Consider the following 25,935-nt stretch of genomic DNA (forward strand, 5'->3'; position numbering starts at 1 on the left):
TAAGTAACACCGTGTTTGCTCTGTGGTTAAATAAGCAAGCACCTCAATAGGTAATGGATACATAGGACTTGGATATGACTCAATCTCAAAACCCGCACACCCCAACCAACGAGCAAGACGAACATCTCTCGGAAACCAGTGCAAACGTAATTACCTTAATCGCATTGGCCGTTGTCACCGCAGTTGTTGGTATCCTATATTTCTTGGCGCAGGTAGTCAGCTCGAACGCCATGGCACAAACCCGCGCCGCACAAATGGAAGAACAAATTGTTGAGCGTCTGCGTCCGGTGGCCGGCTTTGAAATGGGCGCAAGCTCCAAAGGCCCGAAAACCGGTGAAGAAGTGTACAACAGCCTGTGTACCGCATGTCACGCCGCAGGTGTAGCTGGCGCGCCGAAAATGGGTGATGCAGGTGCATGGGGCGCACGTATTGCGCAAGGCCAAGCCACATTGTTCAAACACGCCATCGAAGGCTTTACCGGTAAAACCGGTGTGATGCCTGCCAAAGGCGGTAATCCTGCCCTGAGCGATTTGGAAGTGGAACGCGCTGTTGTCTTCATGGCCAACAAGAGCGGTGGCTCTTTGGCCGAACCCGCAGCACCTGCTGCTGACGGTGCCGCTCCGGCAGATGGCAAAGCCGCACCCGCCGCTGGTGCAGCAGCCCCTGCAGCCGATCCTGCGAAAAAATAAAGGCATCGCATCCAACGATGCGCGCCTTCACCCCTTGATCACCTCGTTTTAAGATCAATTCGGGACAAAATTACAACACCTTGCCGAGATTATGCAATCTCGGCATTTTTTTATATCCCCATGGAGATAAATGGGATTGAAAGTCAGCTCAAATCATCATATACTGCAAAAAGGCGTATGCCTCCCCCGTTTTTCCTCCCTAAACGGGGCGATCGTCCAACGACGATATTTTTTACCCCGAGTTTACTCGGGGTTTTTTTATATCTTTTGATTAAAACGCCACCATACCGAGTGCAAAACTCCGCGTGTGTGAATACCAAGATCCCCCATCAAAAACCCGAAGACAATTTGACAACTATCGAATTGTTTTTTAGAATTGCCAGCCATGAGCACCGGATTTGTGCCCGCTCTACAACCCTTTCCGTTCAAACCATCTGGTTGATAGCGGCACTCTTCTCCCGAAACATTCAAGCGCAAAGTACCGATGGAAACAGACATCAAACTACTGGCACGGCAGTTCAAAGCATTATCCAATGAACACCGCTTGGCCTTATTCATCACCATCCTCACGCACGAGCAGGAGCACGGACGCGAGCACGGCTGCCTGATCAGCGACATGGTGTCGGGCTGGAAAATCTGCGCGCCCACCGTATCGCATCATGTGCGCACACTCGAATCGGCACAACTGATCGATGTGGAAAAAAAAGGCAAATACATCTTGGCACGCATCAATCTGGACTCCTATCGCTTGATGCTGCGCCTTGGCCGTGTGCATCCGATTGATGAACACATGGCACAATGGCTGAATCCTGAATCGACACCGATCGCCTCTTCTATTTAAATTCAACCTCAAACCCAACTCAAAGGTGTTTATGAAACACGCCATCCTATCCCGAACTGTGCGTTTATCCAGCATGGCACTGGCCATTGCCGCACTGTCTGCCTGCGCCGTCATGACGAGCAAACACGAGCCGCTGGCACAGGTCAATAACGACGTCCTGAATTTGCCCACCACCTCTGATCAAACCTTGGCGCAGTGGCCGCACGAAGGCTGGTGGCGCGCGTACAACGATGCGACATTGAACCGACTGATTGAGCAAGCACTGGCCGACGGACCCAGTTTACAGGTTCTGGCCAAACGCGCCAAAACCGCGCAGAGCAACGCCGACGCCGTGCGCAAATCGCACTATCCGGCGGGGCAAATCAAGGCCACTTGGACCGGGCAAAAATTCTTTGACGCCAATGTCGACGCCTATCAACAGAATTTGCAAGGATATTTGCAGCAAATGGGCATGAGCGGCGGCATCCCCGACCAAGGCATGGAGCAAACCGACATTTCTGCCGGTCTGTCGTGGGACTTGGATTTATGGGGCAAAAACCGCGCCGCCTACAATGCCGCGCTGGGACAAAGCCGTGCTCAAGCGCTGGAGTACGAAGCGGCACGCCAAGGCGTGATCACGCAAATCGTCGGCTTGCATGCGAATATCTCGGCTCTGCAAAGCCGCCAAGCGATTTTGCGCCAAATGATCGCCCTGCAAACCACGCTCAAACAGCGCTGGCTTGAACGCGAACGCGCAGGTCTGCAACCCGTGCAAAACAGCGTGCAGACCGACATCATGATTGCACAGATGGAGCAGCTCTCCGCCGGTCTGAATGCACAACACGAGGTACTGCGCGCGCAACTGGCCGCACTGGTTGGCCTGACGCCGCAGCAATTACCCCCGATCAGCGCAAGCGGTACATGGGCGACCTTGCGTTTACCCAATCACTTGAGCACCAATATTTTAGGCTCGCGCCCCGACATCGCCGCCGCACGTGAGTACATCACCGCAGCGAGCGAACAGGTGAAATCGGTACGCGCCGAGTTCTACCCCGACCTCAACCTGAGCCTGTTTACCGGTTTGCAAATCATCGGCTTGGACGATATTTTGCGTTTTAGCGGCAAAAACATGGGCGTCCGACCGGCCATCACGCTGCCGCTGTTCAGCAGCGTTCAGCTCAATGCCAAGCTACGCATCCAGCAGGCGCAGTTAGACACCGCCATCGCGCAATACAACAAAACCGTATTTGAGGCCATCTCCGACGCGGCGCAACAACTGGCACAACACCGCCAAACGCAAGCTCAAGTCAGCCAGCAAGCGCGCATTGTCAAAAACCAGCAAAAATTGGCCGACCTGGCGCGTCAGCGTTACCAAGCTGGCATGACACCGCAGATGGAAACGCTCGGCTTACAAGCAGCCGCCTTGAGCGCGCAAGACGCGCTGTACGCCAACTACGCCGCACGGCGTTTGCAAGAAGCGCGACTGGCCAACAGCTTGGGCATTGAATTTTCCGCCATCGTCGACAGCCAGTAATGACGTTTATGGCACCTATTACAGCGATCAAATCAATCACCACCGCATAACCATCCTGACACGAGGAATTTATGAGTAACGCAGAACAACACGACATCAACACCGCGTCGGCATCAACACCCTCAGATGCGCAACAGGTGCAACAAGCGCAACAACAGCAAGACGCGCAAAACCAACGCAAACGCAAAACCGGCCTGACCATCGCCATCGCGCTGTTCCTCATCGCCGGCTTGGCTTGGTTGGCCTACTGGTTCTTCTTTTCGCGCCACCACGAAAGCACCGACAACGCCTACGTTTCCGGCAATATGGTGATGGTGAACGCACAAACCATCGGCACGGTCGAGACCATCTTGGCCGATGAAAACCAAGAGATCAAAGCCGGCCAAGTGCTGATCAAACTCAACCCGACCGACGCGCAAGTCGCCCTGAGCCAAGCGCAAGCGCAGCTCGCGCAAGCCACGCGCCAAATCCAAAACGCATTCAACAGCGCGGGCGTAGCCAATGCGCAATTGAGCCAAGCACGCAGCGCGGTACAAATCGCACAAGATGCGGTCAATCGCCGCGCGAAACTGGTCGGCACGGGCGCAGTGAGCAAAGAGGAATACGATCAAGCGCGCAATGCCTTGATTCAAGCGCAAGCCGCCTACAAAACCGCGACCGAACAAAGCAAAACCGCAACCGCACAAATCGCCGGCACGACCCCGCAAAGCCATCCCGCCATTGAAGCGGCCAAAGCAGCATTTCGCAGTGCCTACATCAACAACAAACGTCTGGCCGTGCTCGCGCCGATTGACGGCGTGGTGGCCAAACGCAGCGTACAAGTCGGCCAGCAAATCGCTCCGGGCGCACCGTTGATGACCATTGTCGCGGCCAATCAAGTGTGGGTGGAAGCCAATTACAAAGAAACACAATTGGCGAATTTGCGCGTCGGTCAGCCGGTCGAGTTGACCTCGGATGTGTACGGCAGCGGCGTGAAATTCAACGGCACGGTGCAAGGCATCGGCATCGGTACGGGCGCGGCATTCTCCGTCCTGCCTGCGCAAAACGCCACCGGCAACTGGATCAAAATCGTTCAGCGCATTCCGGTGCGCGTGACCATCGACCCCGAGCAATTGAAACAGCATCCCTTGCGCGTCGGCATGTCCATGCATGTGAGCATCGACACCCGCGATCGCAGCGGCGCGGTATTGGGCGCGGTGACCGGCACGCAAGCACCGGCGAATCTGCAAACCAATGTCTACAACCAAGATGAGGCCGAAGCCAATCAGATGGCCGATCAGATCATTCAGCAAAACCTGCGTTGAGCAATGGGTGATCAATGATGAGATGACACGCAAGCACCGTGAACGGCGTAAATCCGCTCTGTGACTGCGGCTCACTCATTACAGACTGAAAATTTTAGGATCATTCATGAGTTCAAATCACGCAGAACCGATGAATCAGAACGAAGTGCACGACAAGGCACACAACAAGGCGCACGACAAAGCGCAGACCGATACCACTCCTGCAAGCAGCAGTCACGCCAGTACGGTACTGCCGCCGCTGCACGGTGCGCCCTTGGTATTCTTAACCTTGGCCACGGCCTTGTCCACCTTCATGGAGGTATTGGACACCACGATTGCGAACGTGGCTGTGCCGACGATTTCCGGTTCGATGGGCGTCTCCGCGCGCGAAGGCACGTCGATCATCAGCTCGTACTCGTTGGCCGCAGCGATTGCTGTCCCGCTGACCGGCTGGCTCGCGCGGCGCTTCGGCGAAGTGCGCTTGATGATCGCGTCGGTGCTGTTGTTCACCTTGTTTTCGGTGCTGTGCGGTTTGGCACCGAACTACGACATGCTGGTGTTTTTCCGTCTGATGCAGGGTTTGGTCTCCGGCCCGATGGTGCCGCTCGGCCAATCCATCATGATGAACAGCTATCCGCCGGAAAAACGCGGCGTCGCGATGGCTTTTTGGGCGATGACGGTGGTTATTGCGCCGGTCGTCGGGCCGGTGCTGGGCGGGTATATCACCGAGGAATATTCGTGGCATTGGATTTTCTATATCAACGTGCCCATCGGTTTATTCTGCGCATACAGCATTGCTACTTTGCTCAAAGGGCGCGAGTCGAAAACCACCAAGCAGCCGATTGATATCATCGGTTTGAGCCTGCTGGTGATCGGTGTCGGTAGCCTGCAATTCATGCTGGAACACGCCAACGATCTGGGCTGGTTCGAGTCGAACAAGGTCATCATTCTGACGATTTTTGCTGTGGTCGGCTTGGTGTTGCTGACCATTTGGGAGTGGTATGAGCGAAATGCGGTGGTGGATTTGCACCTGTTGCGCAGCCGTAATTTTGCCATCGGCGTGAGTTTGCAAACGATCGGGTTTACCATTTTCTTTGGTAATATGGTGGTGGTGCCGCTGTGGTTGCAAACGGTCATGGGCTATGATTCGTTCCACTCGGGTCTGGCGGTCGCGCCGGTGGCGGTGTTCTCCGTGTTGTTCTCGCCGGTGATCGGCATGAATATGCACAAGGTGGATTTGCGCTATTTGGTGATTGCGGGCTTTGGCTTGTTTGCCTTCGGTAGCTGGTACTCGAGTCTGCTCACGCCGGATGCGACCATGAATCAAATCATGATCGGGCGGTTCTTGTTCGGCATGGGCATTCCGTTTTTCTTCATTCCGCTGGGCGCACTGATTATGGAGGGGCTGCACGGCGAGGAGTTGACGCACGCGGCGGGGCTGTCGAACTTTTTGCGCACGCTCGGCGGTGCGATTGGCACGGCGGTTTTTGTCACGCTGTGGACGCGGCGCACGATTTTTCACCACGCACGTCTGACCGAAAATGCCGTACCGGGTACACCAGCGTATGATCAGTTGATGAGTCAGCTCGGCCACGCGGGTATGAACAGCACGCAGCGCTACACGCTGCTGGATGGTCTGATCAGCCAACAGGCGGCCACGCAATCGACGCTGGATATTCTGTATCTGACCGGTGTATTATTCTTGGTAATGATTATTTTCGTGTTTTTTGCCAAACCCGTTAAAGGCGCAAGTGCCACCGGCGGACATTAAACCAACATGAAACCAACATTAAGAGAACAAGTTATGACGACGGAAAAACCGGCACACATTGTGCGTTTTGAAAAACTACGTGAACGCGGACGCTGGCTGTATATCGCGACGACCGCCGGCTCGGTTGCCTTGGTGATTGGTGCGATTCAGTGGTTCAATGGTCATTTTTCATGGGAAAGTGTTTCGCTCTACGCGTTCGCGGGGGCAGCGATTGCGCTGGTGGACTGGATGGTTCTGGCCAAACGCTACAACGATTACCACAACACCAAGCTCTGACCCAAATACCAAACACATTCTAAACCCTGAGTAAAGCCGTTATAATAGCGGCTTTACAGTTTTATAGACGAGAACATCATGACACTTCGCTGCGGTATCGTTGGCCTGCCCAACGTGGGAAAATCCACCTTATTCAACGCCTTGACCAAAGCCGGCATTGCCGCTGAAAACTACCCGTTTTGCACGATTGAGCCGAACGTCGGCGTGGTCGAAGTGCCCGACGCGCGCATGAATGCACTCGCCGACATCGTTAAACCACAACGCATGCAATACGCCACGGTTGAGTTCGTCGACATCGCCGGTCTGGTCGCGGGCGCATCCAAAGGCGAAGGGCTGGGTAACCAATTCCTCGCCAACATCCGCGAAACCGACGCCATCGCGCACGTCGTACGCTGTTTTGAAGACGAAAACGTCGTCCACGTCGCCGGTAAAATCGACCCGATTTCCGACATCGAAGTGATCAACACCGAACTGGCGCTGGCCGATTTATCCACCGCCGAAAAAGCCCTGCAACGCCAGCAAAAAACCGCGCGCGCGGGTGACAAAGACGCCGCGAAACTCGTGAGCGTACTCGAAAAAATCATCCCGACACTGAACGAAGCCAAAGCGATTCGCAGCCTGAATCTGGACGAAGAAGAACTCGCGTTGCTCAAGCCGTACTGCTTCATCACCGCCAAACCAACCATGTACGTGGCCAACGTATTGGAGCACGGCTTTGAAAACAACCCGCACTTGGCAGCCGTTCAAGCCTACGCGGAAAAAGAACACGCACCGGTCGTGGCCGTGTGCGCCGCGATCGAAGCCGAAATCGCCGGTCTGGATGACGACGAAAAAGACATCTTCCTCGAAGACATGGGCATGCACGAACCCGGCCTGAACCGCGTGATTCGCGCCGGCTACACCCTGCTCGGTCTGCAAACCTACTTCACCGCAGGCGTGAAAGAAGTGCGCGCGTGGACCATCCACATTGGCGACACCGCACCGCAAGCAGCGGGCGTGATTCACACCGACTTCGAACGCGGCTTCATCCGCGCGCAAACCATCGCCTACGATGACTTTATCCAATACAAAGGCGAAGCGGGCGCGAAAGAAGCGGGTAAAATGCGCGCTGAGGGTAAAGACTATGTGGTCAAAGATGGTGACATATTAAACTTCCTGTTTAATGTATAAACCCTGTTGAAAGCCCATCCATCCGATGGGCTTTTGTTTGCATTACTATTACTTTTTCATGAGGAGCAACCCATGAATGAATGGCTCAGTTTGCTCGGCATCGCCAGCGCACTGGCGGTGGGTGCGGTCAGTCCGGGGCCGAGTTTCGTGGTGGTGGCGCGTACCGCCGTCAGCGCGGGACGCGCACAGGGTGTCGCCACAGCATTCGGCATTGCGCTCGCGGGGGCGATTTTCGCGACGGTTGCTTTACTCGGTTTGCACAGCGTTTTGCTCGCCGTGCCCAAGCTATTCATCGGGTTGAAATTATTCGGCGGCGCGTATTTGCTTTATCTGGGTGCGCGCATCATTCGCGGCGCGACGCAGCCTTTGACCGTGGATGCGTCCAACAGCGCCAACGCTTCACGCAGCCGCTCATTGCTAAACAATGGGCGCAGCGGGTTCATCACGCAAATCGTCAACCCCAAAACCGCCATTGTCTACGCCAGCGTATTCGCGGCGTTTTTACCCGCGCACACGAGCTGGTTGTTCAATCTGGCGACCGTCTGCGTGGTCTTTATGATTGAATTGATTTGGTATGTGGTCGTTTCGCTGTTGCTCTCGACCGCTGCGCCACGCGCGGCATATTTGCACCATAAAAAGTGGTTGGATCGCATCGCGGGCGGCGTCATGGCGGCGCTGGGCGGTAAATTACTGACCTCGGCCTTGCGTTAAAGGGATTGTAGCAATACGTCGGGGTGCGCGCGGCTGTCCGCCGCACACCGCTAAGCAGACGACGCCATCACCGATTGCAAATAAGGGATGCACCGAGCAGCAAAAATCATTATCATGCCAACTCGCTGCTGCTCGCTCATGCGTATAGCATAGCCATTGACGCTCGATGATTCGGGCGTTTTGTTTGTAGCGCACTGAGCATTTAGGCAGCCGTAGGCAGAATAATCCAAAGAAACAAAATAAGGGAAGTAAACGATGACGTATTTGATTTTGGCGGTGTTGTGCAGCGTGGCGGTATCGATTTTTCTGAAAATGGCGCGCCGCCAGCACATCGATATGGGGCAGGCGATTGCCATGAATTATGTGATGGCGACGGCGTTGACTTGGGCATACCTCAAACCCAATGTGGGCGCGCTCAATACTGGCACTTCGGCCATAGCGCTGTTCGTCGCACTCGGGATTTTATTGCCATCGGTGTTTCTCATCATGTCCAAAGCGGTGGATTACGCGGGCATTGTGAAATCGGACGCGGCGCAGCGTTTATCACTGTTCATCCCGATCGTTTGGGCGCTGCTGTTTTTTGGTGAACAGTTAACGCAAGCGCGCGGCTTGGGCATCGTTTTGGCTTTTGCCGCCTTGTTGTGTTTGTTGTACAAGCCTTCGGGCGCAGGCGGGCGTGGCAGCGCACGACAAATCGTTTTGCCACTGCTCGGCGTGTGGCTCGGCTACGGCGTGATTGATATTTTGTTCAAGCAGGTGGCGAAAACCGGCAGCGCCTTCGCGGGTAATTTGCTGGTCGCATTCATCCTCGCCGGTGTGCTGATGTGGCTGTATTTGCTGTTCAAACGCACGCGCTGGTCAGGTAAAAGTTTGCTCGGCGGCCTGTTGCTGGGTGCGCTCAACTTTGGCAATATTTTGTATTACGTGCGCGCGCATCAGGCGTTCAAAAACGATCCGACGCTGGTATTCGCGGGTATGAACATCGGTGTGATTACGCTCGGCACCTTGGTCGGCGCGCTGTTGTTCCGCGAAAAAATCTCGCGCGTGAACGCAGTCGGCATTCTGCTGGCGATTGCCTCGATTGTCAGCCTGTTTTATTTGAACAAATGGCTGCCGCAGTTGGCGTAAAATAGACGGGCAAACATACGGAGCAGACATGAAAGAAAACGAATTAATTGAATGGCTTGACCACATCGGTCACTCGTCCGGTGGCGCGATCACCATCGTGCAAACCATTCGCAACGCCATCATGTCTGCCAGCATCCTCGCCTCGGTCGCGTTGATTGCGCTCATGGGCGCGCTGGCTACCGCGCACAATCGTCCCGATTGGGCGATTTTCGGCACCATTTTTCTGCTGATACTGAGCGCGACCTGCTCGGCCATTTCGATCGGATTTCTGGCGCGCTTGAGCTTTCAAACTCAGTTCAAAGGCGTATCTTTGGACTTGACCGCCCAACGTATCCGTTACGCACTCAGCCTGATTTGGAGCGCGGTGGTGTTGTTTATCTTGGCCTTGCTGGTGGCGGCGTTGGAATTGTGGTTGTGATCAAAGTTACGCCAACTGCTTAATTCGCTGTCGCATATGCCACAACAGCAATAAGCCCGGCAAAGCCATCACCGTGGCGAAAATAAAGAATTTCGACCAGCCCAAATTCTCCGGCTCGGCCAAAACCCCCGCGACCGGCCCCACATAAATACGTCCCAGCGAAGCCAAAGCCGACAACAGCGCGTAGTAAGTCAAACTATGACCGCCACGCGACAAAGCCATCAGCAGCGCCACAAACGCCGCCGTCCCCATTCCGCCGGTGATGTTCTCAAAACACACCACAAACACCAGCAGCAAATCAATCGGCGTATCACCGGTTAACTGATCATTTCCGGTCAAAAACCGTGCGACTTCACCGGTCGGCAAATTAAAATGCCCCCACGCATCTTTACCAAACTCCGCCAACAGCCAAAAGCCCATATTCGACAGCGCCTGAAGCACCCCAAACAACAACAACGAGCGAAACAACCCCAAACGCAACATCAGCACGCCACCCAAAAACACACCGCCGATGGTGGCAAACATCCCCAGCATTTTATTGACCAAACCCACTTCCGTCTGCGTAAATGCCGCGCCTTTTAACAAAAACGCCGTGGACAAAGTCCCCGCAAACGCGTCGCCCAACTTATAAAACACCAGCAAGCCCAAAAACCACCACGCCGCATCACGGCTGAAATACTCGCCCAACGGCTCCAGCAGCAACTCGAATTTCGACCACTTGGCACCAAAATACGCCGCCGGAATCGTCACCGACAAAATCACCAAGGTTTCAATCAGATTGATCCATTTGCCCGCATTGGCCGCACTCATGCCCGCAAACCATGATTGCACGATCGGATTGAGGACGTAGAATATCGCTTGGCCGACGAAAACACCCAGCACCACGCCCAACAGCATATACATAAAGCCATTGACGTCCTTTTGTCCGCTAAAGCGCGTCCAGCGACTCAAAGCATTGACCAAGGTCAAGCTCAGCAACAACGAAGCCACCACCGGAATAAAGCCCCACGTCCCCGACAACTGCGGCACGGCCCAGCGAAAACCACGGTACAGCGCGACAAAGCTCAATACCGCAGCCAAAACCACCATCATAAACAACATAAAATCGCGGCCTTTTTGCGCATCGCTTTGCTCCTGTGGAATCAGCGGCGTGAACAGACTAAACACCGCCATCGCCAACATAATCAAAGCCATATACTGATAGACCTGCGACCAGCCGATGCTGTCCGCCAAAATAAAGGCAATACCACCGGACACAATCATCGCCAAACGATAGCCAAAAACGCCCACACTCGCAGCCAAACCGCGCTCTTCAGACGGAGAAATATCTGTTCGATACGCATCAATCACAATATCTTGCGATGAGGAGAAAAAAGCCACCAATAATGCCAAACCGGCGAACAAATAGGTTTGCTCCGCCGGATTGATTCGGCTCATCAACGCAATGCTGCCCGCCAAAAACAACTGAGTGAGCACCAACCAACCGCGTCTGCGCCCAAAAAACGGCGGCTCAAAACGATTCATCAGCGGCGCCCAGATAAATTTATACGCATACGGTTGTGTCACCAGACTAAACATCCCGATCGCCGCCATGGTCATCCCTGCCGTGGTCAACCATGCCTGCATCGCTTGGCCGGTCAGCGCGAGCGGTAAGCCCGAAGCAAACCCCAAAACCAATAGGCTGGTCAGTCGCCACAGACGAGAATTTAAAAAAGAGGGGCGAACGAGGATGGACGAGTTCATGAAAAAACCTTCGTTAGAATAATCGTTTGATCTGCTGTTTAAAAATCACTCAATGCAAAACCATAATCCATAATGATCGGCGCATGATCGGAAAATTTCTGACCGGTATAAACGCTGGTGGTGTGCATGGCTTGCGCGACGTCGTGACTGGCGAGTTGATAATCAATGCGCCAACCGACGTTGTTTTCATACGCACGGCCACGGTTACTCCACCACGTATATTGCTCCGTTTCCGGGTGCAGCCGTCGATAGGTGTCGCACAAGGTGCATTCATCCAAAAACTGGCTCAGCCACGCGCGCTCTTCGGGCAAAAAGCCGGAGTTTTTCAGATTGCCTTTCCAGTTTTTCAGGTCAAGCTCGTGATGCGCGATATTAACGTCGCTGCAAATGATGATTTCACGTCCTGCCGCACGCAGCGCCTGAATGTGGGGTAAAAACAACGCGAGAAAGCGGTATTTGGCCTCTTGTCGCTCCGGTGCGGACGAGCCGGACGGAAAGTACACCGACATCACCGACAGCTTGCCAAAACGCGCCTCGACGTAGCGGCCTTCACGGTCAAACTCGCCACCGCCGTCAAAGCCGATGATGACCTCGTCGGGCTGATGACGGGAGTAGAGGCCGACGCCGCTGTAGCCTTTTTTCTCAGCGTATTGGAAATAGCCGCGCAGACCGGCAAATTCGGCAAAATGGGCTTCCACCACGTCCGCCTGCGCTTTGAGTTCCTGCACGCAGACAATATCGGCGGATTGTTGCGCCGCCCAATCAAAAAAGCCTTTGGTATTGGCGGAGCGAATGCCATTTAAATTGGCGGAAATGATTCGTGTCATGATATTGTGTTGTTAAATGTGTACACTTACTGTTTGAACCGAGCTTGAATCAGCGTTTGCTCTTCATTTGCTCTGCATTGGATCTTTTGGGGCTTGATTGTAACCGAATTTGTGGCACGCAACGACCTTCGCGCGCCAGTAATCGGCTTGATTCGGCTACAAATCCGGCAAATTGGCTCGTAGCGCAGCCATATGGTCGCCCGATTTGGGTAAAACGATGCCCTATCGATGAACCGATGGAAATGACTCAATGTAATTAGCCTATATAAATCAAACGCTTGCTGCATCATGTTTTTATACCCAAGCCTTCATCTTTCTATATAATAAGCCCTCATCGTGATCGCGAAAACGATTACATATTGTGAAAGGATAGTGAATGAATCTCAAATCCAACTTGCAGGAAAATGTTTCTGTACCGAATACCGATTCTGAATTTTTAAAAGCCGAAATTTTATCGAAGCTCGCCTACGCGGTCGGCAAAGATCCGTTGACTGCGAACAGCAGCGATTGGCTGACCGCCACCATTTTGGTCGTGCGCGACCACATCGTGGATCGCTGGATGGCGACCACCCGCGAAAACTACCGCGCTGAGAAAAAGCGCGTGTACTACCTCTCGCTCGAATTTCTGATTGGTCGCCTGTTGCGCGACGCCATGAATAACTTGGAGCTGACCGACGGCATCAGCAAAGCCCTGTCTGAATTGAACGTGGATATCGATTTCATTCGCGAACTGGAGCCGGATGCGGCTTTGGGCAACGGCGGTTTGGGGCGTTTGGCCGCGTGTTTCATGGAATCCATGGCCAGCATCGGCGTACCGGCGTATGGCTACGGCATTCGTTACGATCACGGCTTATTCCGCCAAGCGATCGAAAACGGCGCGCAAATGGAATACCCTGAAAACTGGTTGAATTTTGGCAATCCGTGGGAGTTCATGCGCCGCGAGGCCAATTACCACATCGGTTTTGGCGGTACGGTTGAGGTCATCACCGAATGGGACGGCGCCACTACCTCGGTGTGGCATCCGGCGGAAGTCGTGCGCGCAGTTGCATATGACACGCCAGTGGTCGGCTGGCGCGGCGAGAGCGTCAATACCTTGCGTTTGTGGCGCGCGCGCGCGACCACGGAAATCAAATTGGATATTTTCAACAGCGGCGACCACGCCGGCGCATTGTCTGAAAGCAACCGCGCACGCAGCATTTCGCGCGTCCTGTATCCGGCGGATGCGAGTGCGGAAGGCCAAGAATTGCGCCTGCGTCAGGAATATTTCTTCACCTCGGCGTCTTTGCAAGACATCATGCGTCGCCACCTGCAGCAGTACAGCACGCTGGACAATCTGGCCGACAAAGTGGCGATTCAGTTGAACGACACACATCCGGCCTTGGTTGTGGCCGAATTGATGCGCTTATTGGTCGATCAGCACAATATGAAGTGGGAAAAAGCGTGGGAAATCACCCAAGCGGTGGTGTCCTACACCAACCACACCTTGCTGCCTGAGGCATTGGAGCGCTGGTCGGTCAATCTGATGGAGCGTATGTTGCCGCGCCACATGCAGATCATTTATGTGATCAACGCGCGTTTGCTGAACCAAGTTAAGAGCCAATTCCCGAACAACGACGCGCTGCTGGCTGCGGTTTCTCTGATTGATGAGCACGGCGGTCGTCATGTGCGCATGGGTAATTTGGCCTTCGTCGGTTCGCACAAGGTCAATGGCGTGTCCGCCCTGCACTCGGATTTGATGACCAAAACCGTATTCCGCGAACTGCATCAGGTGTTCCCTGATCGCATTTGCAACAAAACCAACGGCATCACGCCGCGCCGCTGGCTGATGCAGGCCAATCCTGAATTGACCGGATTGCTGCGCGAGACCATCGGCGACGCCTTTTTGGACGACGCAAGCCGCCTGAAGGATCTGATTCCATACGCGGATGATGCGGCCTTCCGTGCGAAATTCCGTGCGGTTAAACAATCAAACAAAGCGCGTTTGGCGCAATTGATTCAAGACCGCGTCGGCGTTCAAGTCAATCCCGAAGCCATGTTTGACGTGCAAGTCAAACGCATGCACGAGTACAAACGCCAGCATTTAAATATTTTTGAAACAATCGCTTTGTACAATGACATCCGTGCCAACCCGCATAAAAACTGGGTTCCGCGCGTGAAAATCTTTGCAGGCAAGGCCGCGGCGAGCTATTGGCAAGCCAAATCCATCATCCGCCTGATCAACGATGTGGGCAATGTGATCAACAACGATCCGACCGTGGGCGATTTGCTCAAAGTCGTGTTCATCCCGAATTACAACGTCTCCACCGCCGAGATCATTATGCCGGCAGCGGATTTGTCTGAGCAGATTTCCACCGCCGGTTTGGAAGCGTCCGGCACGGGCAATATGAAATTCGCCCTGAACGGCGCCTTGACCATTGGTACGCTGGACGGCGCGAACGTTGAGATTTTGGAACACGTCGGTGCCGACAACATCAAGATTTTCGGCATGACCGCGCAGGAAGTCGAAGATTTACGCGTTCGCGGTTACAACCCGCGCGCCACGATCGAATCGATTCCGGCGCTCAAAGACGTGCTGGATGCGGTCGCCGGCGGTGTGTTCTCGCCGAACGATCAGCACCGTTACAGCGGTCTGGTTGATTCGATGTACAACAGCGACCATTTCCTCGTTGCGCCGGACTTCGTGAGCTATGCGCAGGCGCAGCGCGAGCTGGATACGTTGTGGTTGGATCAAGACCAATGGCAGAAAAAAGCGGTGTTGAATACAGCCAATATGGGCTGGTTCTCATCCGACCGTACCATTACCGAGTACGCACGTGAAATTTGGGGGATTCCGGTCGCCTAAAATCACACCGCAGGCCAATGCAAGAGCGGCGGCCTGCACCAAAATAGAATGACCTTGAATATAGGTTGAACGTATATTGAATATGTGCCCCTCTGCCAACGCAAAGGTTGGCAGAGTCGGCTCAAAGGTGTACACTAACCCTATAGACATTGCATTCAAATGAGTGTCTCCTAAAATACTGGGGGTAGTTATGTCCAAACAGGTTCACAAGCCGCAAACCGAGGTTATTTTGCCATCGGTCACGATGGAGAGCGGCGAACTTGTGCCTAACCGCTCATCCGATGCCAGCAGCGCATACCCCACCTTTTTGGGCGAAATGGATCGCTATTTATTCGCCCAAAGCACTCACTTCAATCTTTACGAAAAAATGGGCGCACATGTGCGCGACGGCGGTACGTATTTCACCGTCTGGGCGCCGAATGCATCTCAGGTATCCGTTGTCGGCGATTTCAATCACTGGGATATCCATGCCAACGTCATGCACCGCCACACCGATAGCGGTTTGTGGGAATTATTCATCGAGGGCATAGGCGAAGGCGTCGTATACAAATTCGCCGTGCACGACGCGCATGGTCATCTGCTGCCGCTCAAAGCCGATCCGTATGGCTTCGCCGCAGAAATGCGTCCGGCCAATGCGTCCAAAGTATTCGACATCCATCATTTCGCGTGGAACGACGCCGATTATCTGGCGCAACGTGACCAAGTCAACCCGTATATTCAGCCGATCAGCATTTATGAAGTGCATTTGGGTTCGTGGCAGCGCGATGAAAACGGTCTGTTCCTCTCCTACGACGAACTGGCCCAACGCCTGATCGCCTACGTCAAAGATTTGGGCTTTACCCATATTGAAATTATGCCCGTGTCCGAGCATCCGCTGGATGCGTCTTGGGGATATCAGCCGGTAGGCATGTACGCGCCGACTGCGCGCTTTGGTTCGCCCGACGGTTTTGCGCGGCTGGTCAACCACGCGCATGAAAACGGCATCGGCGTGATTCTCGACTGGGTTCCGGCACATTTTCCGACCGACGCACACGGCTTGGCTATGTTCGACGGTACAACGCTGTACGAACACTCGGATCGCCGTCGCGGTTTTCATCCCGATTGGAATACGGCGATTTATGACTTTGGTCGCGGCGAAGTGGCGGGATTTCTCATCAACAACGCCTTGTTCTGGCTCGAACACTACCATCTGGACGGTCTGCGCGTAGACGCGGTGGCCTCCATGCTGCACCTGAACTATTCGCGCTCGGAAGGCCAATGGGAGCCGAATCAAGAGGGTGGCAGCGACAACATCGAAGCCATTGCCTTTATCAAAAAACTCAATCAAATCATTCACGAGCGCGTGCCATCGGCGCTGATGATCGCCGAAGAATCCACCTCATTCCCAAAAGTGTCGCAGCACCTGATGCACGGTGGGCTGGGCTTTAATTTCAAATGGGATTTGGGCTTCATGCACGACACGCTGGACTATTTCAGCCTCGATCCGGTATTCCGCAAATACCACCACGACAAGTTGACCTTCAACCAAATGTACGCCTACAGCGAGCATTTTGTTTTGCCGCTGTCGCACGATGAAGTGGTTCATGGCAAAAGCTCCTTGATTCACAAAATGCACGGCGACGACTGGCAAAAGTTCGCCAATTTGCGCGCGTATTACGCCTATATGTGGGGTTATCCGGGTAAAAAACTGTTGTTTATGGGACAGGAGTTCGCCCAACGCGCCGAATGGAACGAAAATCAAAGCTTGGATTGGCATTTGACCCAATACCACGAGCATGCCGGCGTACAACGTTTAATCAGCGATTTGAACCATCTGTACCGCGCTTCACCTGCGTTGTACGAGCGCGAGCACAGTTGGGACGGCTTTGAATGGCGCGTGGTTGACGACCGTGATCAGTCGGTGATTGCGTGGTTACGCCGCGCCCACACGAGCGACCAATTGATGCTGGTGGTGTCGAATCTGACGCCTGTGCCGCATCAAGGCTACGAAATCCGCGTACCGCAAGCGGGCGTTTGGCGCGAAGCCCTCAATACCGACGCAGCAATTTACGGCGGTTCGGGCATGGGTAATTGGGGACAGGCGCTCGCGCAGACGCGCGCATGGCCGCAACTGCATCCGGCTCCGAAACAAGCCGATGCGCCGCTCAGCCTTGCGCCGCACCGACCGGTGCATACGCCGCCGTTGTACATCGAACACGTTTTAAGCTTATGTTTGCCGCCGTTGGCAACCCTGATTTTTGAGTGGCGCGCTTGACTCAATTCCAAACAGTTTGCGCGAAATATTTGATAAAGGAGAACAAAATGACCAGCAAACCATCCAGCCGGAGTTATTACCCGCATTTGGCACAGGAAGCCATGGCTTTCGTACTGGCCGGTGGACGCGGTTCGCGCCTGTTGGAATTAACCGATTCGCGCGCCAAACCCGCCGTCTATTTCGGTGGCAAAACCCGCATCATTGACTTCGCCTTATCCAACGCGCTCAACTCAGGTATTCGCCGCATCGGCGTGGCCACGCAATACAAGGCACATAGCCTGATTCGCCACATGACACAAGGTTGGACCTTCCTGCGCAAAGAGCGTAACGAGGGTTTTGACATCCTACCGGCGAGCCAACGGATTGACGAAGAATCATGGTACCAAGGCACTGCCGACGCGGTGTATCAAAACATCGACATCATCGAGGGCTACGCGCCGAAATACATCGTGATTCTCGCCGGTGACCACATTTACAAAATGAACTACGAAATCATGCTGGAGCAGCATGTCGCCTCCAAAGCCGACGTGACCCTCGGCTGCGTGGAAGTACCGCGCATGGAAGCCACCGGCTTTGGCGTGATGCACGTCGATGAACACGACACCATCATTGATTTTGTAGAAAAGCCCGCCGATCCGCCATGCATTCCGGGTAATCCCGATCAAGCCTTAGCCTCCATGGGGATTTACGTCTTTGAGACCAAATTCCTACTCGATATTCTGCGCCGTGACGCGGCTGATCCGAATTCTGAGCACGACTTTGGCAAAAATATCATTCCGTATTTGGTCAAAAATGGTAAAGCCGTAGCGCATCGCTTCTCCAATTCCTGCGTGACCAACAAAGACGAGCAGACGCACTACTGGCGCGACGTGGGGACGATTGATGCGTATTGGGAAGCCAATATCGACTTGACCGCCACCGTACCGCAATTGAATCTGTACGATCAAAACTGGCCGATCTGGACGTACAACGAAATCACCGCACCGGCCAAGTTCGTCCACGACGAACCGGGACGTCGTGGCGAAGCCATCAACTCCATGGTCTCCGGTAACTGCATTATTTCCGGCGCAACTTTGAATCACTCACTGTTATTCACCGGCGTATTGGTGCGCTCGTACAGCACCGTGACCAACTCGGTCATCCTGCCCGAAGTGATTATCCACCGCAATGCTCACCTGTCCAATGTGGTGGTAGATCGCGGTGTAGTCATCCCCGAAGGCATGGTCATTGGCCAAGACCCGGAACTGGATGCCAAACGCTTCCGCCGCACCAGCAAAGGCATTTGCTTGGTGACGCAAAAAATGATTGATGCACTGTAAAAGCCGTCAATCAGCGCGCATGTAACCGAATGACGGGCAAACCATGCCCGTCCGGTGAGCTCATGCGCGATTTTCACATACTATTCTAAGGGAGTCCTATGGTTCGCAAACAAACCCCGACCGAAACAACCGCTGCAACTGAAACGGCTGATACATCTGAGATCACCAGCGCCACTGTCGCTGACACGACGCCGGCAAGTAAGCCGAAACGCAGCCGCGCTGCCAGCGCAGCCAAAACCGATAAAACTGAGGGTAAAACCACCAGCAAACCGCGTGCCGCGGCATCGAAAAAAGTCGTGCGTAAAAAGTCCGCACCCATTCAAGTTTTAGCCGCCGCCTCCGAAATCTATCCGCTGATCAAAACCGGTGGTCTGGCCGACGTCGTCGGCGCATTGCCTTTGGCGCTGGAATCGCAAGGCGTGCATGTGAAAACGCTGGTTCCGGGATATCCGCGCGTGATGCAGGCGCTGCATGAATTGAGCGGTGACGACGCGCCGAAATTATGGTTGGAAACCCATGGTTTTTTCTGGGGCGACGCCCGTCTGTGGTCGGCGACCGTACACGGCATGGATTTACTGGTGCTGGACGCGCCGCATTTATACGCCCGCGACGGCAATCCGTATTTGGATCACGAAGGCAATGATTGGTGGGACAATCCGACTCGCTTTGCCGCACTCTCATTGATGGCCGCGCAATTGTCATGGGGCGCGTACGAGCACATCGACTATCGTCCCGACGTGTTGCACGTGCATGACTGGCAAACCGCGTTGGCGCCGACTTATTTGCATTATTTGGGCGCAGGCAAACACCGCCCGAAAACCGTGATCACGATCCACAATCTGGCGTTCCAAGGCCAATATTCCGCACACATGTTTGGCTTCCTCGGTCTGCCCGGTCATGCCTTTTCCACCGAGGGTGTGGAATACTACGGCGGCGTGGGTTTCCTCAAAGCGGGGATTTTGTTCAGCGATCAGATCACCACGGTCAGCCCAAGCTATGCGCAGGAAATCACCACCATCGGCGGCGGTATGGGCTTGGACGGTCTGTTGCGCTCACGCGGCTCGGCACTGAGCGGCATTGTCAACGGCATTGACACCGACATTTGGAATCCGGCGAAAGATCCCGCATTGGCGGCGAACTACACCGCCAGCAAACTCAAACAGCGCAAAATCAACAAAGAAGCGGTGGAGAAACATTTCAACATTCCGCACAGTGATGCGCCATTGCTCTGCGTGATCAGTCGCTTGACATGGCAAAAAGGCGTGGATCTGCTGATTCAGAGTTTGGACGCCATCGTCGCCATGGATGTGCGCGTGGTCGTGCTCGGCTCGGGCGATCCAGGCATGGAAGCGGCGCTGTATGCGGCACACCACAAACATCCGACCCACGTCGCGGTGCACACCGGCTACGACGAACAACTCTCGCACCTGATGCAGGGCGGCTGTGACGGCATTCTCGTGCCGAGCCGTTTCGAGCCATGCGGTTTGACTCAACTGTACGGATTGCGTTACGGTTGCGTGCCGATCGTCACGCGCGTGGGCGGGCTGAACGATACCGTCGTTGATGCCAATCACGCTGCCGTGAGCGCGGGCGTCGCCACTGGCATCCAGTGCCACGACGTGAGCGCCGACGGGATCATCCACGCGGTCGCACGATTCAATCAACTGTATGCCCAGCCGAAACTATGGCAAGGCATTCAAAAAGCCGGAATGGCCACCGACGTTGGCTGGACGCAATCGGCTTTGGCCTATAAAAACCTGTTTTAATCATCACTTTGACTTTGGGACAGCATAAGAATGAATATCATCACCCACACCACCGCCCCATTTGACGGACAAAAACCGGGTACCAGCGGTCTGCGCAAAAAAGTAACCGTGTTTCAACAACCGCACTATTTGGCGAACTTCGTCGCCTCGATTTTCGCGGCGGTCAAGCCCGAAGACGGCTTTGCCGGCAAAACGCTGGTGATCGGCGGCGACGGTCGCTTTTACAACGACACCGCGATTCAACTGGTCATCAAAATGGCGGTGGCGCAAGGCTTCGCGCGCATCCTCATCGGTCAAAACGGCATCCTGTCCACGCCCGCCGTATCGCACATCATTCGCAAATACGGCGCATTTGGCGGCGTGATTCTCTCGGCCAGTCACAACGCGGGCGGGCCGGATGGCGACTTCGGCATTAAATTCAATATGAGCAACGGCGGCCCTGCGCCGGAAAAAATCACCGACGCGATTTACGCCTATTCGCAAACCGTCAGCAGCTACACTGCGGCCGATTGCGCCGATGTGGATTTGAGCCAACTTGGCACGACGATGATCGGCAACGTCAGCGTCGAGATCATCAACTCCGTGACCGACTACGTTGAGCTGATGCAAGAGTTGTTCGATTTCGATGCGATTCGCGCGCTGTTCGCCAGCGGCTTCACCCTAAAATTTGACGCCATGCACGCCGTCACCGGTCCGTATGCACACGCGATTTTCGAGGACCTCCTCGGCGCAGCCAAAGGCTCGGTATTCAACGGCACGCCGTCCACCGATTTCGGCGGCCATCACCCCGACCCGAATCTGGTGCATGCCAAAGAACTGTACGATTTGATGATGAGCGCCGACGCGCCTGACTTCGGCGCCGCCTCCGATGGCGATGGCGACCGCAACCTCATCATCGGTCGCGGCATTGCCGTCACACCGTCGGACGCATTGGCGATCCTCGCGGCCAACGCCCATCTCGCACCGGCCTACGCAGGCGGCATCAGCGGCGTGGCGCGCTCCATGCCAACCAGCGCAGCGGTCGATCGCGTCGCGCAAAAACTGGGCGTGGAATGCTTTGAAACCCCAACCGGCTGGAAATTCTTTGGCAATCTGTTGGACGCAGGCCGCATCACACTGTGTGGCGAAGAATCGGCAGGCGCCGGCTCCAACCACGTTCGCGAAAAAGACGGCCTGTGGGCGGTGTTGTTGTGGCTGAATATTTTGGCCAAAACCCGCATATCGGTCAAAGAGCTGCTCGAAAATCACTGGGCGCAGTACGGTCAAAACTACTACACGCGCCATGATTTCGAGGAAATCGAAACCGACAAGGCCAATCCGGTGATGGCGCACATCAAGGCGCAATTACCCACGCTCGCGGGCAAACAATTCGGCTCCCTGACCGTGCAATCCGCCGATGATTTTAGCTACCACGATCCGATTGACGGTTCGGTCTCGCACAATCAAGGGCTGCGTGTGTTGTTCACTGACGGCTCGCGTATCGTCTACCGCCTATCTGGCACGGGCACGGTCGGTGCGACCATTCGCATGTACATTGAGCAATACCAAGCCGATCCGAGCAAGCATGGCGGCGATACTCAAACCGCATTAGCGGAGCTAATCCAAATCGCGTATCAAATCTCGGACATTGCCGCCTTGACCGGTCGAACCGCACCCAATGTGATTACCTAATCCTATTGCATCGACCCAAAAGCAGAAAGGCGACCATTGGTCGCCTTTTTATTTGCTTACATGTGTCACACACCACACCTTTGCGAATCAATCATTATCCGGCACAAAAATCGGATAAATCGGCGTCCAGTTGTGTTTGGCCAAACCGGCTTCGATCTGCTCTTTGCTGTGTGTGGCTACGCCGGTTTCAAACGCGGCTTCGGCTACGGCGCGTGCCACCACGGTGGTGACGTGCTCCAGATCGGAAATCGGCGGGAACACCGCGCCCTGTGCAATGCGCGCAATCGTCACCTGTGTGGACAGAGCAATCGCTGCGGCGGTCATCATCTCCTGATTGATTTTGCGCGCGCCCGAGGCGATCACACCCCAGCCAATGCCAGGGAATACGAAAGTGTTGTTGCCTTGGCCAATTTCATAGACCTTGCCTTTCCACTCCACCGGCGCAAACGGACTGCCGGTTGCCACTGTTGCCGCACCGTCACTCCAACACAGCGCGTCATGTGGTAAAACCTCGGTCAGATCGGTCGGGTTCGACAGGGCGAATACGATCGGATTGGGCGTATTTTCCATCACCGCTTCGATCACACGTTGATTGAACGAGCCGCCTTGACCGGACAAACCCATCAGCGCGGTGACTTTCGCATTGCGAATCGTGTCCATCATATTCGGATTTTCAGTTGCGTAGCTCCAGCCAACGAGTTTTTCACGATCGTGCGCGAAAGGCAGTTTGTACGGTTCCAGACCTTCGCGGTCGCTCAAAACCAAACCGCGCGAGTCGAGCACATAAATGCGTTCTTTTGCCTGCTCTTCGGTCAAACCGACGTGGATCAGACCGTGCATGATTTGCGACGCCACGCCAATGCCACCCGCGCCGGCGCCGCTGACGAGGAACACTTGATCGGCCAGTTTGCGGCCTTGTTCGGTCGCGGCGAGCAAACCACCCAGCGCCATCGCACCCGTGCCCTGAATGTCGTCATTGAAACTCGGAATCGTATCGCGGTAACGCTCCAGCACGTCAAACGCGGTCGATTTACTGAAATCTTCCCACTGCACCATCGCTTCGGGGAAGCGTTTTTTGAATGCGGTGACGAAAGCATCGATCATCTCGTAATATTTCGCGCCGCGGGTGCGCGGTTGGCGCACGCCGAGATAAAACGGGTCTTCGAGCAATTTTTTATTGTTCGTACCAAAGTCAAACAGCACCGGCAAGGTCTCAATCGGGCGAATGCCTGCGGCCAAGGAGTACAAAGTCAATTTACCGATACAAATTGCAATCCCGCCAAAACCCTGATCACCAATACCCAAAATCCCCTCGGCATCAGTCACCACCGCCAGCTTGGTCGTGCCCGAATAGGTGGACAAAATATCGTCCAAATCACGGTAATTCGACTCAGTTACCACCAAACCACGCGGCTCGCGGTAGATGTGGCTGAACTCCTGAATCGCTTCGCCCACAGTCGGGGTATACACGATCGGCAGCATCTCTTCCAAATGATGCTTGACCAAAGAGTAGTACAAAATTCGGTTGTAGTCCTGCAATTCGCGCAGGTACACATATTTTTCAAGGTTGGTTTTGCACGAAGAAAATTGCTCGTACTGGCGCTCAACTTGCTCCTCCAGCGTCTCGATACGCGGCGGCAAACGGCCTTCAATATGGAACGCGCGGCGCTCCTCGGCAGTAAAGGCAGTGCCTTTATTGAGGAAAGGATCTTTGAGTAAATGACGACCTAAGGCTTTGACACGAATGACTTCTGGCATGAGTAACTCCATAACATAAAAACCATGTCATTGTAAACCTTCCGAAAAAGCTCATGTTTGCTTTTTTGGTTCGCTCATTTCCTCATACGCCAACAAACAGCTCATCCATCGGAATCGCTCATCGAATGGATGATAAAAGCGGTTTCAGCCATTCCATCGCCAATGCCAACGCCAGTGCACCACCCAAAAACAGCATCATGGCGAACAACACGGCCAGAACCACCTTGAGCACACCCCAAGCGCTTTTGTCGTCAAAGAACTGCACTACGGCAAATACCAAATACGCATTGCGCGCGATCAAGGCCGGCCATATTGACGTATCAATACCCGTGGCAAAATGAAACAACGCAAACCCAGAGGAAATCAAAAACCCCTGCGCCAGCAAATACACAAACAGCGTAGCAAATTCCCATACGTTGTAACCACTGTTACGGAAAAACACAAAACGCAAGACCGCAGCAAGCAACATGGCCTGAATGATTTGGGTCGCAACGGGATTATCGAGCGCCCACTGGCAAAGCATATTGCCATCACATTGCACCATTTCATTGGCCAAATCGGTCGTCCATTTGGCTACCGCCGCCGTCAGCACCAAATACGGCAATGGTCGGGTAAGCACCTCGCGGTCAGTCTGAATAAAGGTACGAATCCGCTGCCCCGGCGCGATAAACAGCCCCAACAAGGTCTGGCGAAAAATCTTGGTCAGCCAATACTCCACTTTATTTTCCTCCAAAATCGAGGAATCAATGCGTTTAATTGCCAATTTCTTACCACACAGCGGGCAATACGGATGACCTTCCAAATGTTCGCAGGCCACTGGTTTTTTAAGCGCAGAGTGCCAGATTTGACTCATTTGTTTGCGCATCACTCGTCTCCTGTTGGTTTTTATAAGTAGGTTCGTAGAAAATCCAATAATAGCCGTTGCAACTGCGGATCGGTATAAAACTTCGCCTCGGCGTGATCGGCGGCAATCAGACGCAATTGGCTCGGTACACCGGCTTTTTGCAACGCCGCATGCATCGCCTGCGACTGTACAACGGCCACCACGCAATCCTGCCGCCCGTGCAGCAGCAACATCGGCGGATCACCCGCATCGACATAATGAATCGGGCTGGCCAATAATGCGCGCTGTTGCTGCTCAGGCGTATCGAGATTGCCGCCGCCGAGCAGACCGTATTCAGCCTCGTTCGGCTTATTCGGGTCGTACACCCACGGATTTTTGCAGCCCTGATCAATGCGTTCACCCGCCAAACGGCGCACATCGGCTATGCCGTAGTAGCTCACCGCGGCTTTGACTCGACTGCTGAATGCGGCATTGCCCAAATCGCCTTCCAAGCTCGGCTGGTCAGCGCTGACCGCGAGCAGTTGCGCCAAATGCGCACCCGCCGATTCGCCCGCCACCGCGATGCGCTCGGGGTTAATGCCCAGTTCGTTGGCATGGGCGCGCAAATAGCGCACGGCGGCTTTCACATCGTGAATCGGTGCGGGGAATACGCCTTCCGGCACGAGGCGGTAGTTCAGCGACGCGACGGCATAGCCATTGCGCAGCAGCAGGTGTAGGAATTGTTCCAGCTGCATATGCGTGCCGCCACGCACCCATGCCTTGTCCCCGATCATCCATGCGCCACCGTGGATGAACACGACCAATGGCCGACGATCTTGCTCGCTTGCATTCATCGTCGCATCCGGCAGATACACATCCAGCATCTGCGCCGGATTGGGCGTTCCGGCGTAGGCCAAATCGGCATATGCGGGGGCGACGGATGCAAGCGCCGTTGATGCGGCGGTAGTCGATTCTGACGCAGGCATAACGCGCTCCAAAGCGCTGTGCGCCGGTTTGCACGCGGACAGCACCGCGCAAAGCAGTAGGACAAAGGGGATTTGAAATTTCATGAAACAGTGGAGAGTGGACGAATATAAACGGTTCAATATACACATTCCCGCGCGCGGCTTCA

The 25,935-nt window shown here is 54.6% G+C and carries 20 protein-coding genes; 15 read left to right on the forward strand and 5 right to left on the reverse strand.

All coding sequences use genetic code 11. From position 1 onward, the window contains the following. Nucleotides 1–74 precede the first annotated feature (74 nt). From ACZ41M_RS08860 to ACZ41M_RS08905, 10 genes are all read left to right on the forward strand, one after another. Nucleotides 75–689, forward strand: coding sequence for a c-type cytochrome (locus ACZ41M_RS08860; protein WP_464731513.1), 615 nt, complete (start codon nucleotides 75–77; stop codon nucleotides 687–689). A gap of 484 nt (nucleotides 690–1,173) precedes the next feature. Next, nucleotides 1,174–1,530, forward strand: a complete 357-nt coding sequence (locus ACZ41M_RS08865; protein WP_464731512.1) for an ArsR/SmtB family transcription factor — start codon at nucleotides 1,174–1,176, stop codon at nucleotides 1,528–1,530. Nucleotides 1,531–1,561: 31 nt separating this feature from the next. Next, nucleotides 1,562–3,043 (forward strand): efflux transporter outer membrane subunit, encoded by a 1,482-nt coding sequence (locus tag ACZ41M_RS08870; protein WP_464731511.1) that lies wholly within the window; start codon nucleotides 1,562–1,564, stop codon nucleotides 3,041–3,043. Between the two features lie 71 nt (nucleotides 3,044–3,114). Further along, nucleotides 3,115–4,347, forward strand: coding sequence for an EmrA/EmrK family multidrug efflux transporter periplasmic adaptor subunit (locus ACZ41M_RS08875; RefSeq protein ID WP_464731510.1), 1,233 nt, complete (start codon nucleotides 3,115–3,117; stop codon nucleotides 4,345–4,347). 106 nt (nucleotides 4,348–4,453) lie between these two features. Continuing rightward, nucleotides 4,454–6,097, forward strand: coding sequence for a DHA2 family efflux MFS transporter permease subunit (locus tag ACZ41M_RS08880; RefSeq protein ID WP_464737493.1), 1,644 nt, complete (start codon nucleotides 4,454–4,456; stop codon nucleotides 6,095–6,097). Between the two features lie 33 nt (nucleotides 6,098–6,130). Next, complete coding sequence (locus ACZ41M_RS08885; RefSeq protein ID WP_464731509.1) at nucleotides 6,131–6,373, forward strand: hypothetical protein; 243 nt, start codon at nucleotides 6,131–6,133, stop codon at nucleotides 6,371–6,373. 78 nt (nucleotides 6,374–6,451) lie between these two features. Further along, nucleotides 6,452–7,543, forward strand: a complete 1,092-nt coding sequence (gene ychF, locus ACZ41M_RS08890; protein ID WP_464731508.1) for a redox-regulated ATPase YchF — start codon at nucleotides 6,452–6,454, stop codon at nucleotides 7,541–7,543. A 72-nt stretch (nucleotides 7,544–7,615) separates the two neighbouring features. After that, complete coding sequence (locus ACZ41M_RS08895; protein WP_464731507.1) at nucleotides 7,616–8,254, forward strand: LysE family translocator; 639 nt, start codon at nucleotides 7,616–7,618, stop codon at nucleotides 8,252–8,254. Nucleotides 8,255–8,509: 255 nt separating this feature from the next. Continuing rightward, a complete protein-coding gene (locus ACZ41M_RS08900; RefSeq protein ID WP_464731506.1) occupies nucleotides 8,510–9,382 on the forward strand; it encodes an EamA family transporter in 873 nt (290 codons plus the stop codon). A gap of 28 nt (nucleotides 9,383–9,410) precedes the next feature. Next, on the forward strand, nucleotides 9,411–9,800 hold the full coding sequence (locus tag ACZ41M_RS08905; RefSeq protein WP_464731505.1) for a DUF599 family protein: 390 nt from the start codon (nucleotides 9,411–9,413) through the stop codon (nucleotides 9,798–9,800). A gap of 6 nt (nucleotides 9,801–9,806) precedes the next feature. Here the strand turns inward: ACZ41M_RS08905 and ACZ41M_RS08910 are convergent, their stop codons facing one another. Together ACZ41M_RS08910 and ACZ41M_RS08915 are read right to left on the reverse strand one after the other, a co-directional pair. Then, a complete protein-coding gene (locus tag ACZ41M_RS08910) occupies nucleotides 9,807–11,543 on the reverse strand; it encodes an AmpG family muropeptide MFS transporter (RefSeq protein WP_464731504.1) in 1,737 nt (578 codons plus the stop codon). Between the two features lie 38 nt (nucleotides 11,544–11,581). Then, a complete protein-coding gene (locus ACZ41M_RS08915) occupies nucleotides 11,582–12,370 on the reverse strand; it encodes an exodeoxyribonuclease III (RefSeq protein ID WP_464731503.1) in 789 nt (262 codons plus the stop codon). Between the two features lie 376 nt (nucleotides 12,371–12,746). Between ACZ41M_RS08915 and ACZ41M_RS08920 the strand changes: the two genes are divergently transcribed. The 5 genes from ACZ41M_RS08920 (at nucleotide 12,747) to ACZ41M_RS08940 (ending at nucleotide 22,222) form a co-directional block, all read left to right on the forward strand. Next, nucleotides 12,747–15,212, forward strand: coding sequence for a glycogen/starch/alpha-glucan phosphorylase (locus tag ACZ41M_RS08920; protein ID WP_464731502.1), 2,466 nt, complete (start codon nucleotides 12,747–12,749; stop codon nucleotides 15,210–15,212). Nucleotides 15,213–15,402: 190 nt separating this feature from the next. Continuing rightward, nucleotides 15,403–17,466, forward strand: coding sequence for a 1,4-alpha-glucan branching protein GlgB (gene glgB, locus ACZ41M_RS08925; protein ID WP_464731501.1), 2,064 nt, complete (start codon nucleotides 15,403–15,405; stop codon nucleotides 17,464–17,466). Nucleotides 17,467–17,513: 47 nt separating this feature from the next. Continuing rightward, entirely contained in the window at nucleotides 17,514–18,785 is a 1,272-nt protein-coding gene (gene glgC / locus ACZ41M_RS08930; RefSeq protein WP_464731500.1) for a glucose-1-phosphate adenylyltransferase, read from the forward strand. A gap of 98 nt (nucleotides 18,786–18,883) precedes the next feature. Further along, the gene (glgA, locus tag ACZ41M_RS08935) at nucleotides 18,884–20,551 is read left to right on the forward strand and encodes a glycogen synthase GlgA (RefSeq protein ID WP_464731499.1); all 1,668 of its coding nucleotides are present in this window, start codon (nucleotides 18,884–18,886) and stop codon (nucleotides 20,549–20,551) included. 30 nt (nucleotides 20,552–20,581) lie between these two features. After that, nucleotides 20,582–22,222 (forward strand): alpha-D-glucose phosphate-specific phosphoglucomutase, encoded by a 1,641-nt coding sequence (locus tag ACZ41M_RS08940; protein WP_464731498.1) that lies wholly within the window; start codon nucleotides 20,582–20,584, stop codon nucleotides 22,220–22,222. A gap of 87 nt (nucleotides 22,223–22,309) precedes the next feature. Here the strand turns inward: ACZ41M_RS08940 and ACZ41M_RS08945 are convergent, their stop codons facing one another. The 3 genes from ACZ41M_RS08945 to ACZ41M_RS08955 all read right to left on the reverse strand — a co-directional run bounded on the left by ACZ41M_RS08945 (nucleotide 22,310) and on the right by ACZ41M_RS08955 (nucleotide 25,789). Then, a complete protein-coding gene (locus tag ACZ41M_RS08945) occupies nucleotides 22,310–23,980 on the reverse strand; it encodes an NAD-dependent malic enzyme (RefSeq protein WP_464731497.1) in 1,671 nt (556 codons plus the stop codon). Between the two features lie 118 nt (nucleotides 23,981–24,098). Next, entirely contained in the window at nucleotides 24,099–24,845 is a 747-nt protein-coding gene (locus ACZ41M_RS08950) for a hypothetical protein (protein WP_464731496.1), read from the reverse strand. 20 nt (nucleotides 24,846–24,865) lie between these two features. Further along, nucleotides 24,866–25,789, reverse strand: a complete 924-nt coding sequence (locus tag ACZ41M_RS08955) for an alpha/beta fold hydrolase (protein ID WP_464731495.1) — start codon at nucleotides 25,787–25,789, stop codon at nucleotides 24,866–24,868. Nucleotides 25,790–25,935 lie beyond the last annotated feature (146 nt).

The organism is Puribacter membranae (assembly GCF_055380425.1).